Consider the following 15231-nt stretch of genomic DNA (forward strand, 5'->3'; position numbering starts at 1 on the left):
TAACAACCTCAACCTACAGGAATTGACTATGAACATCAGAAATCTTCTGCTTTGTCTTTGCTCCCTGCTGTTTAGTGCAGGAATCAGTGCCAAAACGTTTACCGTTGGCGTTGCGCTGGCTAACTTCGACCTTAACTTTGTCTCCATCCTTCGCACTCAGATGCAGAAAGAGCTTAACGCCAGTGAACTCAAGAGCCAGTTTGTTGATGCCAAAGGCGATGTCGCGCTGCAGGTGCAGCAGGTTGATGACTTTATCAACCAGGGCGTTGACGCCATTATTCTCAATCCGGTTGATACTCAGGGTGTTTTACCGATGATCACGGCCGCCAAAAATGCCGGTATTCCGCTGGTTTTCGTAAATCGTAAACCGGAAGTGAAACTGCCAGCAGATATGGCATATGTTGGTTCTGATTCGGCGCTGGGTGGCGAAATGCAGATGGAGGCGCTGGCAAAGAAAATGAACTACAAAGGTAATGTAGCGATACTGATGGGCGCGCTGTCGAATGAAGAGGCCCGTGAGCGTACCCGTGCTGTGGAAGCGGTTATCAGTAAATATAAAGACATGAAAGTTATTGAGAAGCAGACAGCGAAATGGCAACGCAATGAAGCGGTTGATGTGGTTTCTGGCTGGCTGCTAAATCAGCGTCCCATTGACGCCATTGCTGCAAACAACGATGAGATGGCGATTGGCGCGATTATGGCTTTAAACCAGGCGAAGAACGATAAAATCCTTGTGGCGGGAATTGATGGAACACCCGATGGTCAGCAGTTCATTAAAAACGGCAGGATGGTGCTCACTATTTTTCAGGATGCAAAAGGACAGGCTACCGGCGCAGTTCAGGTGACCAAAGCCCTGCTGAACAAACAAAAGGTTGAGACGCTTAACTGGGTGCCTTACAAGCTGATTACACCTGAAAATTATCTGAACTTTGTTGCTGAGAATTCAAAGTAGTCCCACGTTCAGGGTTATTTACGAACATCTCTTTCAGGTGAAAATGATCAACCGGGGTGCCTGAACAATGATGAACATGCGCGCGTATTCTGGACCGTGAACGGTGAAATGGGGAATTGAACACGCGCGCATATTGCCAGTGAATGATTTTCAACCGTCTCTTACAAACCGACCAGCGTAATCTGTTTCTTGATAGTCAGCGCTTTATAGAGTGCTTTAGCCAGGCTGCCAGGCTCAACGTCAGGCCTGACGCCCTCCGGATCAGTCCAGAACGATTTAATCCGCAAAATGGTGTTAATGCTGGTCACGCGCTCCAGTTCCAGAACGGCCAGTACAGGGTGACGCATTTCGCCGAGTTCTTCTATTGTATCGGCTTCAATGACCGCGGCACGGGATGCCTGACTATCAAAGATCACGTGGCAGCGTGCCCCCTTGAGGTTAAGAATGTCGATGACTTCATAAAGGCATTCAACAGCCTCTGCACTGTAGGTTGCGGACACATTAAACATAGCAAATCCCTCTGACGTAAAACGTAGTAAGCAGCCAGCATAGGCGAACTACAATCAGAGTAGAAGTTACTGTTTTTGAATGAAAAATATAGAGTCAAAAGGTGACGATAACGTGTGTCATTTTAACTCTTATTTAGACTGGCACTAATAATAAGCGAGACGTTAACAGATTCTGGCGATGGGAGGCGGATTTGACTTAAAGAAGGACTCACATCGGGCATGCTAATCGTTCCAGTGAGCAGTGTATTTACAGATGTACGTAGCGCATTCAGGTACAGGTTTTAGTTATTTTACACAATGAACCTCAGGTTAAGTTTAAGATTTATCGCTCTCTTAAATCTCAAATTCCCCAGGCTGACTGGAGTAATGACTTAACCTGGCTCAACACTCAGTCTGATTTGTTTCTGCGGTTCAGCGGGATATTCTGGTGGGTCAACATCCTGATGGGGTTTCGCAACTCAGGTGAGTAGTACGGCGTGAAGCGGATTTGGCGGCGGATAAGACGTCCCGGAATTATGCAGGTTTGTTCACATATGCGGGCGACACGCTGGCGGTTACTGCCTGATCAACCAAATTTCAAAATACGAAAGCGAGAAAAGCCACCACAGAGGATGGCTTTGCCTGCACGATAATCTGCGTGTGGCGTGAGAGAATGGCTACCTGAAACCTGAGTTAATCAGGTTCATCACGCCGTGGCGTAAGTTATTTCTTTGTGATTGCTCAATCCCTGAACATTCTCTGACGGAGCGTCCTCAGTCCTGAATGCGCTTACCGTACGCATCATGATAACGGCCTGATCATTCAGCATGGCGGAAGCAGCAAGCGATTCCTCTACAAGAGCGGCGTTCTGCTGGGTGGTGGTGTCGATCTGCGTAATGGCAATATTAATCTGAGCAATACCGTCCGCCTGTTCGACGGCAGCCTGATCGATTTGGCTCAGGATTGTTTTCATCTCAGAAACGTTGCTGATCATGCCGCCCATCAACTGGTTTGCGTCCGTTGTCATTCTTTGTCCGTCTCGTGTCTGGGATGAAGACTTTTCAATCAACGCTTTTATCTCGCTGGATGAAGTGGCCGTCTTCTGTGACAGGGAACGAACCTCCTGCGCCACTACCGCAAATCCCCGGCCATGCTCACCGGCACGCGCTGCTTCAACCGCCGCATTGAGCGCCAGAATATTGGTCTGGAACGCAATCGAGTCAATCAAGGTCAGTATTTCCGCCATCTGACGTGAGGAGGCTTCGATTTCATTCATCTTAACCGTCACGGCCTGCATCATTTCACCGTTTTGACTGACGGCATTCTCAGCCTGCGCTGAGAGCGTGGAGGCAAAGCGCGTATTGCTGCGGGTGTGGGCAATGGTGGCGGTAAACTGCTCAACAGAGGCAGCCGTTTCCTCTACCGAGCTGGCTTGCTCTTCCGTTCGTTCCGATAAATTACGGGTGCCGGCGAGTATCTGATGGGCCCCGGTAGCGATATTTTCTGCACCTTCGCGTATCTGACGGACCATCACACTGAGATTAGTTTGCATGGCGCCAATGGCGTTCATGAGAAGTCCTGTCTCATCCCGACGTTGCGTGCTGATACTGTTAGTGAGGTGCCCTTCAGCGACTCGCTGTACCCGGGCGATAACGTCATAAAGCGGGGCAGTAATCGATCGGGTAATAAACAGTGCCAGCGTAATGGCTGTCAGGATGCTGAACAGAGAGATGAAAATAATCTCCTTGCGTACGCTGTTATATCGCGTAGTGAAACTTTCATAGGAGCTTTTCATCTGGGCTTCCTGTAACCCGATGAAATTCGATACTTGCTTAACATACGCATCCTGTAGTTTCACTGTTGAGTTGAGATAAAACGAGTTTGCCTCCGCTTTATTTACGGCCAGGCGCGACAGGAAATCCTGGCGCGAACTCAGGAATTCGCGGCGTTTGACCTCAATATCATCAAGGATCCTCTGTGAGTCACTGTCGTCTGCAAGACGCCGCAGTTCGCCAAACGTGGTGCTGATATTCTTTGTTTTTTCCAGCATCTCACGCTCAATGGTCACTTTGGAAACGGGATCTTCGGCATTTATCAGCATCAGCTGTAGCTGGACACCCTGATTTATATTCTGAATAAGGTCATTGCCTAAAGATATCGTTGGATAGTCGTCGTTAATCATACCGGTGATACTTGTTCTGGCCATTCCCAGCGCGTTGAGTCCGATAAGGACGCTGACAAGCAGAAAAGAAATCAGTGCGAAATAAGAAATTCCAAGCTTTGATCTGATCTTTAGATTTTCAAAAACCTGCTTAACTCTGTTCATTATTAACGTTCCTGGTGAGTGTGTGGTGAAAATGAAGATGGGGGTAATGCCGCAATGGTTACCCTAAGCATTAATGTGTTCATTCATGCATTATGATTTATGAAATAACCAAATTGTTGTGGGCAGAGTGGGCGCGACCACAGATATCCCTGTATCAGAACTTCATTTTTCAGATCCATTCGGCTGATAAGTTCTAACTGCTGTTGTGTTTCAATTCCCTCTACGACAATGACTTTACCCAGTTTCTGGGCCAGTTGAATACTGGACTCCATTACTGTGCAGGCAAGTGGGTTAGAAATGGCTTCTTCAGTCAGGCTTTTATCAATTTTTATGCACCTGAAGTTGCTGTTGTAAAGATAGCGAAGCCCTGAACTGCCGGTTCCGAAATCATCCACGGCCATCTCAACACCCGCTGCGATTAAAACGCTGAGAGTTGTCTTTACGCTCATCTGCTGCGCCAGTTCCTGGCGTTCAGTTAATTCCAGCACCAGTTTTATTTTGCAGGCTGCCGTGGCATTCAGAAAGTACTGACAGGCAATGATAAGAGATTCCTGTTCAAAGTGAGAGGAATGAACATTAAAGTTAAGCCTGAACGAAGGCGGAAGTATCAGACTTCCTGCTAAGATTCTGTCAGCAATATCGGTTAAAAGAAACTCTGCCAGTTTGTTCACGATATTATGTTTTTCAGCAACAGGAATAAAAAGGTGGGGCGATATCATTATGGACGGGCTCACTCTCCAGCGTATCAAAACCTCGCCTCCCATAAGGCGTTTTTCGTTCAGGCTGAATACCGGTTGTATGTCAAAAGAGAAAGCCTTGTCTCTAAGGGCGTTAATGATGTAACGCTTTCTGGAGTAGAATCGGTTGAGTGTCCAGCGTGAGGTAAGGAAAAATGCCAGAAACAGGGAAGAAAAAAAACCCGCAGAGATTATCGTATGGTCAATGTCATCGGTATTTTCTGATGAGGTCTCTATTATTTTGTACGGAAACAGGGTGGATTTTTTTAAATAACCATTTTCTTCCACCGAAGAAGATGCTGTTAAACCATGCCAGGAGAGTCGCATTCCATCTGCTTCAAGTGTATAAATTTTGTTGCTTACCAGATGGATTGTGCTGAGTGGTGTCGTAAAATATCCGGCATCTATTGCAAGTGTCATTATGCCATTATTGAAAGGTATTAAAATCACCATTGCATTTTTATCTGGCACGCGATTGGAGCCGGATATGAGTTTTATTGAAATTCCTTTTTCATTTTGTTCGATGCGTTTTCTGATATCGTGCCTGATGTTCAGGTTAACCCTTTCGTTTGGAATGTAGGTCTGACCTGTCGATGAGGAGCAGTAAATATTCCCGGAGGCATCAAACAGAGTCAGCGATCGAATATAGCCGTTTGTCTGAACGGTTTTTTTTATTGACTGCAGTTGCTGGCTTGTGCAGTCTGTCCCCGTTTTTATTAGTGCGGTGGCACTTTCGATCGCGTCCGCCAGAATTCCGTCGATTTTTATTACCAGGTTCTCCAGTGTCCGGGTTCTTTGTTTGTCGTCAGAGGATGAATTAATGCAGTAAAAAAAGATCGCTGACAAAGCGACCAGAATTGATGAAATGATCAATGACGCCCATAATTTCTTTTTATCCGCACGCTCAGGGTGTTGAAAAGCTTCTGAAATTATAGTTGCGTGCCTTGCCTTCATCATTTCTCCCCTGGTGTTATGTGGTTTAAAAGAAATTAATTTTTCCCAAAAAACACTGGGTCAATGGCTAAATTTTTGTCTGAAAGATTTCGGTCACTCATATAAATAATGAATGACGTAATATCACCTTTTTTTCTAAAATAGATTGTGTAGCGCAACAGCTAATACACTGTAATCTAATCATCAATTTTATGTCAAGATGATCGGGTTGGCGTAAATTATCAGTGTAATACCAGGGAATAACGGTAAACGTTAATACTCTCAAAAATAAACATGTCGTTATATCGGCAATGTAACAGGAAAATATAGTTCAAATAAAGTGAACGAGTGCAGGAGCTGTAATCAGTTTAACTGATTACAGCTCCTGCAGAAAGGGGGCTTAAATCCAGAGTTTATATTGATAACGCTAAGTGATCATCACCTCATAATAACCTGCTGCCAGTTCATCCAGTATCCCATCTGTAAATGCCGGTATGTTTTAGCCCTGTGGTGAGGCTTTGTCGGCAAGCCATTGGCGGTAACGTGCTGGCGCCATTCCCATTATCTGTGTGAATGCTTTTCTGAAGGCTGTCTCTTCTGAATAGCCACACTCTGTCACCACCTGACGTATGCTGATCGTAGGATTCGCGAGCATGACACAGGCAGATTCTATTCTTATGCGGGTGATGAATTCTTTAGGCTTTTCCTGCGTGAGCGCTTTAAGTTTTCGTTGCAGCGTGCGTTCAGTGGTATTGAGTGCTTCAGCCAGTTTTGCCGCGCTGATAGAGGGGTTTTTAAACCGTATGATGTCCTGAGCACGTAATAAAAGTGGGTGGCCATTATCTGCCAGCCCGGGAGGGACATAAAGGTGCTGGCATAAAGAGTCGTTGTCCGTTAGCGACATGCCTGCGGCAAGTTTTGCCACATCGGCTCCAGCGCCTTTCTGAATAATATGCAGAACCAGCGAAATCCATGAGAAACAGCCGCCGGTGGTCAATACCCGTCCATCTTCCTCAAGCACCTTACCCCATTGAGACTGGGCAAGTGGGTAGCGTTCCCGCATGGTGTGATAAAACCACCACGTTGTTGAAAAAGACTTTCCGTCAAGCAAACCTGCTTCGCCCAGTATGAACCCACCTGTACCTGTTGAGGCGACGATAGAACCGGCGTCATATTGCTTCCTTAACCAGACGGCGGCCTCTTTTACGCCCAGCATATTCACGGGCTCCCGGCTGTTTCCCAGCACCATGCCGGGCGCAATAATGACATCAGGTTGACCAACTGACTGAAAGGAGCTGTCAATGTGAATGAGACGGCCCTGAACGTCCCATACGGGGCCACCATCCGGACTGACGATAACGGTCTGAAAAGGGTCGTTTTCAAACCGGGCTGCATGTTGTGGACTGGAAGCAACGGCATAATTCGCTATCCAGAACATGTCTGCTATTCCTGAAATGGCTGAGAGAACGCTGCCCTCAATAGCCAGTATCGCAATTCGCATTGCCTGAACCCCATGGTGTTAAATTGTCGTAAATTGCGTGAAAATTGTTACTTACTGCGTAACACAATCAAAGCAGCTGTTTAACCTGTTAAGCGTGTATAGAGCCACAACGCGCTACCGTCATGCAAACTGAACCTGAGATGCAGAACATCTGGGCAGTAAATGAATGTAATCAGATTGTTAAATAGAGGGTTTTTTCAGCCACAAATGCGTCTGAGAAGGTGAAGGGGATGCATTACAGCGTGAACCTAACGAAGCGTGCAATCAGGCCATAGCCAGATGCTGTGAAGCATCGGATGGCTGCTTTGCAGCTGAGTTATTAAGCTTTAAAATCACAGGTAAATTGCTAATAAACATCTAATTATTTGCTGGTATAGTGACATAAAAAAATAGTCACTGGAGTTTATCGATGTTGAGCAAATACAAAGGTTCGCAAATTCTTTTTCACTGGCTTACGGTTCTGTTGATCATCGTGGCTTACGCTACGATTGAGCTGCGCTGGATGGCAGATAAGGGCACCTGGCAGCGAAATGTGGTTATGATTACTCATTTTTCAGCAGGTTTCTGCATATTGCTCCTGATGATAGCCCGTCTTTTTTTGCGCACCCGCACGAAAACCCCGCCGATCACGCCACCTGTTGCGCGATGGCAGACGGGTATTTCGCATCTGGTGCACACCTTGCTGTATGCACTTTTTGTTGTATTACCGATCCTGGGGCTGAGTTCACGTTACCTGCGCGGAAAAGAGTGGTCCCTGTTTGGGCTTAACATGCCTGTCGCGACGATTCCGGACCCTGCCACTGCCAGTATGTTAATTGACTGGCACGAAACCCTGGCGCCACTGGGATACTGGTTAATTGGTCTGCATGCGGTGGCGGCGTTGTTCCATCACTATTTTCTGAAAGATGACACGTTGCGCAGGATGATGCCGTAAGCGCGTGGCCTGATAATCAGAGCGTGTTGATCGTTCACGATCCTGCACTCGTCGGTGAGATGTACAGGAATTTTGAGGAGAATCATGCTCTGGTTAATAGCGAAGTATGCCATTACGGCGTTTATGGTCGTACTGATATCAGAAGCGGCGAAGCGCAGCGATCGACTGGGCGGCCTGCTTGCCGCCTTACCTCTGGTCACTCTTCTGGTGCTGATCTGGATGAAGCTGGAAGGGCAGACACAGGAAAAAATCAGCGCTCATGCCTGGTACACTTTCTGGTATGTGGTGCCGACACTGCCGATGTTCGTTCTTTTTCCCTACCTCTATCAGCGAACCGGCTTCTGGCTGACGCTACTGATATCCTGCGTAATCACTGTCATCCTCTTTGCTCTCTGGGCGATGTTTTTAAAGTGCTTTGGTATTCAGCTTATGTAGTTAAGGTAATGCTTACGCGTCACCTTAATTCACCCTGCGAAATGGCCAAACAAAGCGCCAGTCACGCCGGACAGCGCCATTGCGAGACTGCTCCAGAAACTGACACGGATGACGCTGCGTATGACTGGTGCTCCGCCGGCTCTGGCGGCTACAGCCCCTAAAATCATCAGCGCCAGCAGAGCCGAGATAACAATACCCGCAATACCTGAATAAGTCAGAGCGACAATAAGCGGAATTAATGCCCCCACCGTAAAACTGCCTGCAGAGAACAGTGCAGCCTGAAGCGGCCGGGCGCTGGAGATATCAGAGATGCCAAGTTCATCACGCGTATGCGCATCAAGAGCGTCATGTTTCATGAGTGCGGTGGCAACCTCATGCGCTAATTCTTTATTCAAACCGCGATGAGTATAAATTGCTGCCAGCTCGTGTGTTTCAGCCTGATAGTTGCTTTCCAGTTCGGCCTGTTCTTCGGCAATAGCGGCGCGCTCGGTGTCAGCCTGTGATGAAACAGAAACGTACTCACCTGTCGCCATAGACATGGCACCGGCCACCACGCCGGCTACGCCTGCCAGAAGCAGACTATGAAAAGCGCTGTTAGCAGCAGCGACACCGGTGAGAAGGCTTGCCGTCGAAACAATGCCATCATTGGCACCCAGCACGGCTGCTCGCAGCCAGCCAGATCGCGAAATTTTGTGCGATTCTCCATGTATCAACCGTTTATCCCTCTTGTGTCAGACGTTAACGTTTTAAAGCAGGCCGCAGCAGGCACTCAATCTGTAAATCATGACGTCGTCGGTTTAGATCAGTCGCCCTCGAAAAAGTATAGACGCGGGGCGAAAGTCAACGAGGGAACCGGCGGGCCATCGTTAAAAAACCTTAATCAAGCTTGCTGAGATCACGTTCGATATCAACATGCCGTCCATTGTCAGCGATTTCCCGCCCTGGACGCGGCGCTGCTTTGAGTGCTTTTTCCAGATATTGCCTGGCGATCTGTTTATTACCCTGATTGAGCTGGAAATCGCCATAAAAATAAAGAGGGTGGAGATTTATTTTCACTGCCCTCAGGTTAGCGTGATTGAGAATTATCAACATCTGTTTTTATCGTAAAGGCGAAATAGATAATTCACCAAAAAACTACTGCTAAAGCGGGAGCCATACCTGATAAAATAAACACCGTTAGATTATTCATCCTCTCAATACCAGCAGACTTTTACTGCATAAGTGATTCGCTGCGCTTTTTACACATTTCACGTTCTGGAATCGAACCTGGCGGGTACTTAAAAAGTGTAAGTATTGATTCTTTGTTTATAATTTTTACCCGGTTTTAGCTAAAGTGGATATCATTCTGACTAAACCATAATGGCTTTACGATGCCGACATCTTTAACCTCCACGCTCTATACCCGCTTGCGTCTGGTGCTCTCTGTTGCTGCCGGTTTAATGTGCTACTTTTTGCTCTCTGCTCAGTTGGGTCAGATGCAGCGTTTGTTGATTAGCTGGAATGTGTGGGCCTGGCTCTATCTCTGCATTCTCTGGGTTCGTATGCTGCGAACCGATGCAACGGGAATTAAGCGTATTGCTCAGTTGCAGGATCAGAGTGCCGCGCTGGTGCTGGGGATTGTAATCGTGGCGTGTATGGTCAGCATTGTGGCTATTCTGAGTGAACTCCCTACCCTGAAAGGATTGACCGGCACACCACGACTCATGCATTTGTTGCTGACAGCAATGACATTGATCGCATCCTGGGCCATGTTGCCCAGCTCATTTGCGATGCACTATGCTCACCAGCACTACCTTAACCGGAGTGAAAATGTGAGTCCGTTGATATTCCCCGATAAAACGACGGATCCGGGCTACTGGGATTTCCTCTACTTTTCATTCACCATCGCAGTTGCGTCACAAACTGCGGACGTCGCTACCGGAACAACAGAGATGCGTAAACTCGCATTACTGCAATCTGTTATCTCCTTTATTTTCAATCTGGCTATTCTGGGTTTATCGGTGAATGTCGGGGCTGGTTTACTGAATTAAATCCAGTGACAGCCTGGCATCATTTGCGGAGCTGTCATTCTGTAACAACCTGGTCACCTTTAGTGATTATAACAATGTGTAATGAGGTGTTATCTGCCTCTTCAACCGACACGCACTGCCGTGTAAGTTCTGTCGTGTTATACGTTTGTTGTTCCCGTGATCCGATCAGGAGAAAGAGAGTGAAAGCAACTGCAATGGTTACAACCAGCCTGTTAATGCTGATGAGCAGTGTTCATGCTGAAGGTCTGACGACCTCAGCGGATGGTAAAAACCTGACTGTCAGTTTCGGGCAGCCCACCATCAAACAGGTGCTGCACTACCGCAAAATGTATGACAAAAAGCCGTTTCCGGACGCTGAGATCTATTATTACGACAATGGCACCTACAAGATCATTTCTCAGGGCGAAAACCACTACGGCGTTTACGTTATGCAGGGCAAGTTTGATGATGAAACGTTCACCGTGCGTTTTATCTCTCTGCCTTCTGCTGACTGGGGGAATAAAACGGCCTTTCACCAGTTAACCTTTATCAAAAGTGAAAAGCAGAACGTTTTCATTCAGAACGCGATTGTCGACACCGGCGAGGCCATCGCACAGCAGAACGGCACCTATACACAGGAAATGAATACGGTCACAAACCCCGTTTCTACCCACTGGGAAAACAAATAATTGCCGCAGCGGGTCAGCCACCTTTGTCTGACCCTCTTGCTTTTTGCGGAGGAACGACCCACAGCTGTTTCAATCCACTCATTTTTAACTCAGAAGATGATTAGCCGTTCTGAAATGACTACTCTTATGTCTCGCAGTCCGATGCGCTTAACCCGCCATTCGCGCTGTAAATGGGCGGCAAAGCACACCACGTGTATCCGGCCCATGAAAGGCAGTGTCTGATTCCGTCTGACGCAAAAATCCTGCCACTTTCTCTTAAGGTCCTGAGGCGTAAATATGGACAGAGTTTTGCCCCTGCTCGATGTGCAGGAGGTCACTTTTACAGTCGGAGATCGTCAGCTACTACGACCGGTATCTCTGCAGTTACATCAGGGCGATTGCGTATTACTGACCGGCCCTTCTGGCAGTGGAAAAAGCACACTTTTAAAAATTATGGCTTCCCTCATTACGCCAGATTCCGGGCAACTCTTCTTCAAAAACCACGACATCACCACCCTGGACGCAGAGGCGTATCGCCAGCAGGTCTCGTACTGTTTTCAGACACCGCAGCTGTTTGGTCAGACGGTTTACGACAACCTCGCGCTTCCCTGGCAGATCCGGCGCCAGAAACCGCATCGGGAAAGGCTTGTTGCTCACCTTGAGAGTGTCAATCTCTCACCCGATATGCTGAATAAATCTGTTGAACAGCTCTCCGGTGGGGAAAAGCAGCGTATCGGGCTGCTTCGTAATCTGCAGTTTATGCCGGATATTTTGCTACTGGATGAAGTCACCAGCGCCCTTGATGACGTAAACAGGCTGGCGGTGCTTTCATTGATTAACAGAATTTCAGTTGAAGACAAGGTGGCGGTGGTGCGTATCAGTCACGATGTAAATGACATTGAGCAGGCCGGGAATGTGCTTCGTCTGGCAACGCCCGAAGAGGAGCATCAGCGTGAATCAACATAATATCAGTGACACCTCACTGTTGCTCTCATTGACGCTGGTCGTCATTGCTTTGCTAATCAGTCAGAAAGAAAAGCTCGGCATGAGCAAAGATATTATCTGGAGTGTATGCCGGGCGATTATCCAGCTGATTATTGTTGGCTTCGTGCTGAAGTCAATTTTCGACGTTAATAACAGCTGGCTGACGGTAGTGATGGTGTTGTTTATCTGCGTAAATGCCGCAATCAATGCACGCAAGCGCGGTCGGAATATCGATAACGCCTTTGCGATATCCTTTGTCGCTATTTTCAGTGGCACCGTCATCACACTGACGATTCTTGTGCTTAGCGGCGCAATCGCCTTTGTGCCGATGCAGGTCATTCCCATCTCAGGCATGATTGCCGGTAATGCCATGGTCGCGGTAGGGCTCTGTTACAGCAATCTGAACCAGCGTTTCAGCGATAATCACCAGAAAATTATGGAGATGCTGAGCCTGGGCGCATCAGTGAAGTTGTCGTCGGGCCGTATTATTGCTGACAGCATTCGTATAGCTTTGATCCCCACAGTAGATGCGGCCAAAACGGTCGGACTGGTCAGCCTTCCTGGGATGATGTCAGGATTGATCTTCGCAGGAATCGATCCGCTCAAAGCAATTAAGTATCAGATTATGGTGACGTTCATGCTGATTGGAACCGCCAGCCTGTCAACAATCATCGCGGTCTATTTATCTTACAGACGTTTTTATAATGCCAGGTCGCAGCTGAAAATATCGGAAAATAAGCGGGATTAAAGATACTAATTCGCGGATCTGAACGTTGCATCCTGAGCGCAATAGAAGCGCTATTGGTTTACTTGCTGATATTTAGCTGATAACAACGTGCCGGGAAATAATTCATAAGCACTTATCCAGTATCAAAGATATCGTGTCTGGATTCGTGCTTTTGCTGGTCCATCGCGTTATCTGGAGGACAGCTTTTAAGTTTGTCTGTTCTGATAAAGGTCCCAGCGGTTACCGTAAAGATCTTCGAATACCACCACGGTGCCATACTCTTCTTCTCGCGGCTGCTGGCAGAACGTGACGCCTTTCGATTTCATCGCGTTGTAGTCACGCCAGAAGTCATCTGTCTGCAGAAAAAGGAAAACTCTTCCGCCGCATTGATTGCCGATAAAATTTTTCTGTCGTTCATTTGATGCGCGAGCCAGAAGAAGATTGCAGTCACTCTCAGGATTGGGTGTGACTACAACCCAGCGCTTACCCGGCTGTGGTGTATCTTCAACAAGTGTAAAACCCAGTTTTTGCGTGTAATACTCAATTGCCCGGTCATAGTCATCAACTACGATTGCCACGTATCCGATACATCGCTTCTGTGTTCTCATTTCTGCTCCAGCTGGTTTCCGTTCCGGTTTGCGTAAAAGAGTGTTTTAACACAAACATGATTTACCCGCTCCTGATAAATAATTCCGGTTTAGCGAGTGGCATGCTATGGTTAAAATCCCTTCCATAACATGAGGATAGTGAAATGATTGTCAGGACATGGCACGGATGCGTACCAATTATCCATGCAGAGAGTTTTGCGATTCATCTGCAGAAGACCGGCGTTGAACATTCACAAAGGACGCCTGGTAATCTGGGAGCCTATGTGAGAAGAGAGACGCAAGGGAAATGGGAACATTTTTTTCTTGCAACATATTGGGAAGATTTAGAGGCAATCAAAGCGTTTGCTGGTGAAGAGTACCAGATTGCCGTGACCTATCCAGATGATGAACAGTTTGAACTGATATCAGATCCTTTCGTCTTCCAGCACCACGTTCAGACGATAACAGCATTAAAGTGACCTGGCCGCCGCCACATTAAGGCGGCATGAATATCCTGCATTCAGTCGCCGGATACACGCCGTGACGAATCGGCAACTGCCACGCGATTTTTGTCGTTATGGCTAATTTGACAAACTCTCTCTATGATGGATTTTTTCCCGTGTGTTTATCGGGAACGATCAATGACTTAGGGAAGAATTCTCGCGATGACTTTGTTAAATGACCTCGATCTGCGTCAGCTGGAAGCCTTCTCGGCGGTAATCTCTGCGGGCAGCGTCACCGCGGCAGCCAAAGTGCTAAACCGCTCACAACCCGCCGTTTCCCGTCTGATTCAGGAGCTGGAGCAATCGCTGGGTTACCCACTGTTTATTCGTAATGGTCCGCGCATTCATCCCTCAGAAGAGGCGTTGCAGCTGCATCAGTATGTGCAAAAAGCGCTGCTGTCATTACAGCAGATACGCTTGCGTGCTCAGGAAATTGCGCATCAGCAGCATCGCCCGCTCAGTATTGCGGCTACGCCCGCGCTGGCTGCCGGCTTATTGCCACAGGCACTGGCTGCGCTGAATCTGCAAAACAAAGTGCAAATCATCAGTGAATCCGCCGTTCAGACGGCGCATGCGGTGATCACCGCAGAGGCTGACATCGGTTTGTGCAGTTTGCCGCTTGAACATCACGCGGTTGAGTTGCACTGGATTGGACAGTCGCAGTGCGTGGTCGCGCTGCCGGAAAAAGATGAGCTGGCATTGAACAGTACGCTATCGCTGAGTCAGTTAGCAGGCCGCCGTTTAATTGCCCCCTGGAGTCCGCTGCGTTTGCGTGGCCGCTATGATAAAGCGCTGAAGAAGGTCAAAGCGCCGCTGATGGAAACTATTGAAACCAATTCGTCGGCGAATATTCTGGGCTGCGTGCGGGCTGGATTAGGTGTGGCGATCCTCGAACCGGTTACAGGCTGGGGCATGCCGCTGGCCGGTGTGGCGATCCGCCCGCTTCAGGAAGATATCCCTTACTTTTTTGGTGTGATCACGCCTCAGGGCCGCCAGCTTTCCAGCGCGGCGCAGGCGCTGGTGGAGGCGCTGGCAGATGCCGCCGCGCAGTTGCTGCCTGGATTTAAACGTCTGACTGCCAGTGAACACCCTCGCATTATGCGAATCATCAATCAGGATTAATAACGGTTTTCGTTTTAACGTCACTATCAAGTGGAAGGCTGCGATATAGAGATCGTTTTTACTGCAGGTATTAAGGCAGAACCAGACACCCATTTATAAAAAATCCCTTCCTATTCAATGCTTATAGCTTTTTCAGCATAAGATATAAGAAATCCATTGGTCGAATCCTGAGCGGAGTTATTGACTCTGAATTAGGGCAAGAGGATTATGCGAAAACTTAGTTCTTACTATGCGTTTTAATGATTGTTAGCCGCCTATTATGTGTTTTGAAGATAATCAAAGGCCGTCTCATTGACGCACATTGACCGTTTTCGCTCGCTCTCAT

Annotated in this window: 16 protein-coding genes; 9 read left to right on the forward strand and 7 right to left on the reverse strand. The window is 47.8% G+C overall.

What is annotated here, in order from left to right:
- Nucleotides 1–28: 28 nt before the first annotated feature.
- A complete protein-coding gene (locus AC6I77_RS20110) occupies nt 29–952 on the forward strand; it encodes a substrate-binding domain-containing protein (RefSeq protein WP_105099774.1) in 924 nt (307 codons plus the stop codon).
- Nucleotides 953–1113: 161 nt separating this feature from the next.
- Here AC6I77_RS20110 and AC6I77_RS20115 read toward each other — a convergent pair whose 3' ends face one another.
- From AC6I77_RS20115 to AC6I77_RS20130, 4 genes are all read right to left on the reverse strand, one after another.
- A complete protein-coding gene (locus tag AC6I77_RS20115; RefSeq protein WP_003855026.1) occupies nt 1114–1461 on the reverse strand; it encodes a hypothetical protein in 348 nt (115 codons plus the stop codon).
- A 685-nt stretch (nt 1462–2146) separates the two neighbouring features.
- Nucleotides 2147–3766, reverse strand: a complete 1620-nt coding sequence (locus AC6I77_RS20120) for a methyl-accepting chemotaxis protein (RefSeq protein ID WP_497817254.1) — start codon at nt 3764–3766, stop codon at nt 2147–2149.
- 83 nt (nt 3767–3849) lie between these two features.
- Nucleotides 3850–5460 (reverse strand): EAL domain-containing protein, encoded by a 1611-nt coding sequence (locus tag AC6I77_RS20125; protein WP_497817255.1) that lies wholly within the window; start codon nt 5458–5460, stop codon nt 3850–3852.
- A 475-nt stretch (nt 5461–5935) separates the two neighbouring features.
- Complete coding sequence (locus AC6I77_RS20130) at nt 5936–6874, reverse strand: GlxA family transcriptional regulator (RefSeq protein WP_497817256.1); 939 nt, start codon at nt 6872–6874, stop codon at nt 5936–5938.
- A 472-nt stretch (nt 6875–7346) separates the two neighbouring features.
- Between AC6I77_RS20130 and cybB the strand changes: the two genes are divergently transcribed.
- Together cybB and AC6I77_RS20140 are read left to right on the forward strand one after the other, a co-directional pair.
- The gene (cybB, locus tag AC6I77_RS20135) at nt 7347–7871 is read left to right on the forward strand and encodes a cytochrome b561 (protein WP_187513098.1); all 525 of its coding nucleotides are present in this window, start codon (nt 7347–7349) and stop codon (nt 7869–7871) included.
- An 84-nt stretch (nt 7872–7955) separates the two neighbouring features.
- A complete protein-coding gene (locus tag AC6I77_RS20140) occupies nt 7956–8306 on the forward strand; it encodes a DUF3147 family protein (RefSeq protein ID WP_497817257.1) in 351 nt (116 codons plus the stop codon).
- A 29-nt stretch (nt 8307–8335) separates the two neighbouring features.
- Here AC6I77_RS20140 and AC6I77_RS20145 read toward each other — a convergent pair whose 3' ends face one another.
- Both AC6I77_RS20145 and AC6I77_RS20150 read right to left on the reverse strand, forming a co-directional pair.
- Nucleotides 8336–9016 (reverse strand): VIT1/CCC1 transporter family protein, encoded by a 681-nt coding sequence (locus tag AC6I77_RS20145; RefSeq protein WP_039661827.1) that lies wholly within the window; start codon nt 9014–9016, stop codon nt 8336–8338.
- Between the two features lie 166 nt (nt 9017–9182).
- On the reverse strand, nt 9183–9362 hold the full coding sequence (locus AC6I77_RS20150; RefSeq protein ID WP_442843771.1) for a hypothetical protein: 180 nt from the start codon (nt 9360–9362) through the stop codon (nt 9183–9185).
- A 314-nt stretch (nt 9363–9676) separates the two neighbouring features.
- On the opposite strand from AC6I77_RS20150, the gene AC6I77_RS20155 reads away from it, so the two are divergent.
- The 4 genes from AC6I77_RS20155 to fetB all read left to right on the forward strand — a co-directional run bounded on the left by AC6I77_RS20155 (nt 9677) and on the right by fetB (nt 12715).
- Nucleotides 9677–10336 (forward strand): DUF1345 domain-containing protein, encoded by a 660-nt coding sequence (locus AC6I77_RS20155; RefSeq protein ID WP_497817258.1) that lies wholly within the window; start codon nt 9677–9679, stop codon nt 10334–10336.
- A gap of 179 nt (nt 10337–10515) precedes the next feature.
- A complete protein-coding gene (locus tag AC6I77_RS20160) occupies nt 10516–11004 on the forward strand; it encodes a hypothetical protein (protein ID WP_003855038.1) in 489 nt (162 codons plus the stop codon).
- A 276-nt stretch (nt 11005–11280) separates the two neighbouring features.
- Entirely contained in the window at nt 11281–11949 is a 669-nt protein-coding gene (fetA, locus tag AC6I77_RS20165; RefSeq protein WP_497817259.1) for an iron efflux ABC transporter ATP-binding subunit FetA, read from the forward strand.
- The gene (fetB, locus tag AC6I77_RS20170; RefSeq protein WP_497817260.1) at nt 11936–12715 is read left to right on the forward strand and encodes an iron efflux ABC transporter permease subunit FetB; all 780 of its coding nucleotides are present in this window, start codon (nt 11936–11938) and stop codon (nt 12713–12715) included. The genes fetA and fetB overlap by 14 nt, the downstream gene beginning before the upstream one ends.
- 185 nt (nt 12716–12900) lie before the next feature.
- Here fetB and AC6I77_RS20175 read toward each other — a convergent pair whose 3' ends face one another.
- Nucleotides 12901–13302: a VOC family protein gene (locus AC6I77_RS20175; protein ID WP_497817261.1), complete on the reverse strand. Its 402-nt coding sequence runs from the start codon at nt 13300–13302 to the stop codon at nt 12901–12903.
- Between the two features lie 143 nt (nt 13303–13445).
- On the opposite strand from AC6I77_RS20175, the gene AC6I77_RS20180 reads away from it, so the two are divergent.
- Nucleotides 13446–13760 carry an antibiotic biosynthesis monooxygenase gene (locus tag AC6I77_RS20180; protein WP_187513095.1) on the forward strand — a complete coding sequence of 105 codons (315 nt, stop codon included), beginning with the start codon at nt 13446–13448 and terminating at the stop codon, nt 13758–13760.
- A gap of 186 nt (nt 13761–13946) precedes the next feature.
- A complete protein-coding gene (locus AC6I77_RS20185) occupies nt 13947–14906 on the forward strand; it encodes a LysR family transcriptional regulator (protein ID WP_497817262.1) in 960 nt (319 codons plus the stop codon).
- The last annotated feature ends 325 nt before the right edge of the window (nt 14907–15231 follow it).

The organism is Pantoea sp. X-Soil-ISGK-259 (assembly GCF_059730705.1).